Annotated in this window: 3 protein-coding genes; all 3 read right to left on the bottom strand. The window is 34.3% G+C overall.

Annotation, left to right across the window (positions count from 1 at the left end; translation table 11 throughout):
• Positions 1-277 precede the first annotated feature (277 nt).
• A complete protein-coding gene (locus BAZSYMA_RS09765) occupies positions 278-448 on the bottom strand; it encodes a hypothetical protein (RefSeq protein ID WP_195910030.1) in 171 nt (56 codons plus the stop codon).
• 69 nt (positions 449-517) lie between these two features.
• The gene (locus BAZSYMA_RS10510; RefSeq protein WP_277621602.1) at positions 518-721 is read right to left on the bottom strand and encodes a recombinase family protein; all 204 of its coding nucleotides are present in this window, start codon (positions 719-721) and stop codon (positions 518-520) included.
• A complete protein-coding gene (locus BAZSYMA_RS10505) occupies positions 690-833 on the bottom strand; it encodes a recombinase family protein (RefSeq protein ID WP_277621601.1) in 144 nt (47 codons plus the stop codon). Before BAZSYMA_RS10505 ends, BAZSYMA_RS10510 begins: the two co-directional genes overlap by 32 nt.
• Positions 834-895: the final 62 nt, after the last annotated feature.

The following is an 895-nucleotide window of genomic DNA, read 5'->3' as shown; positions in this document are numbered from 1 at the left end:
CTTGAATTCACATCATAAGTGCAACATTCAATTAGTCGGCCAAAGGGTATATTAATCACTCTCTAATCTCCCATAGAAAAAGGAGTGAAACATGCAAAAATATACACAATTGACCTACGAACAAAGATACCATATTTACCTACTGAACGCTCAAGTAAACTTCTTTCTGTAAATTCAAGAGCGTTTTGTTTGCTTTTTGCAGGGCTTTAACACCTGGTTGTCTTTGCCTAAGCATCTAAGCCAAGTGCCAATAGCTTGCGGGGTTGGTACTTTTTGATTAGTGACAAGACAGCAAAGCTTTGTCTTTGGCAATATGGACAGTATCGTTTAGACATTCACCGCCCTCATGTTGACTCAGTACCAAGGTATTAATAAAGGTTGAGACTTTAAGGGCACAATTACTGCCCAATGCGGGGAAGCGCTGATCTATTGTTTTTGATAAATCCAATACTTGGATAGTATGCGCTACTTGAATTCACATCATAAGTGCAACACTCAATTAGTCAACCAAATGGTATTAACCACCCTTTAATCCGACAAGACAAAGGTACTGTAATTTTTTTTCTGAAATAATAGATAAAATTTCCATAATTTCTAGCATACTTCTGCCAAGACGAGACAGCTCACTGACTATGATAGCATCACCATTTTGAGCATCATGAATGATTGAATAGATTTTTCTTTTTTTCCTAAGAAATCGTACCTGAAATTTTTTCTTCAATAAAGTGTACGCTCACAAGTTGTTTTTCATGAGCTAACTTTAAAATATCTGCTTTATTTTTTTCAATATCTTGATCAATTGTTGATATGCGAAGATAAGCCGTTGTTTTCATGCAAAAACTCCTAAATTTAGTATAAACCTATTTATATGAATTATAATATAATAATTCATATA

Source organism: Bathymodiolus azoricus thioautotrophic gill symbiont (genome assembly GCF_001298715.1).
Taxonomy (GTDB): domain Bacteria; phylum Pseudomonadota; class Gammaproteobacteria; order PS1; family Pseudothioglobaceae; genus Thiodubiliella.
Note: the sequence above shows the minus strand (reverse complement) of the source record. Positions and strands in the feature narration are given on the sequence as shown.

Coding starts and splice junctions, on each gene's coding strand:
- BAZSYMA_RS10505 (WP_277621601.1), bottom strand. CDS start 833: ATGAAAACAACGGCTTATCTTCGCATATCAACAATTGATCAAGATATT.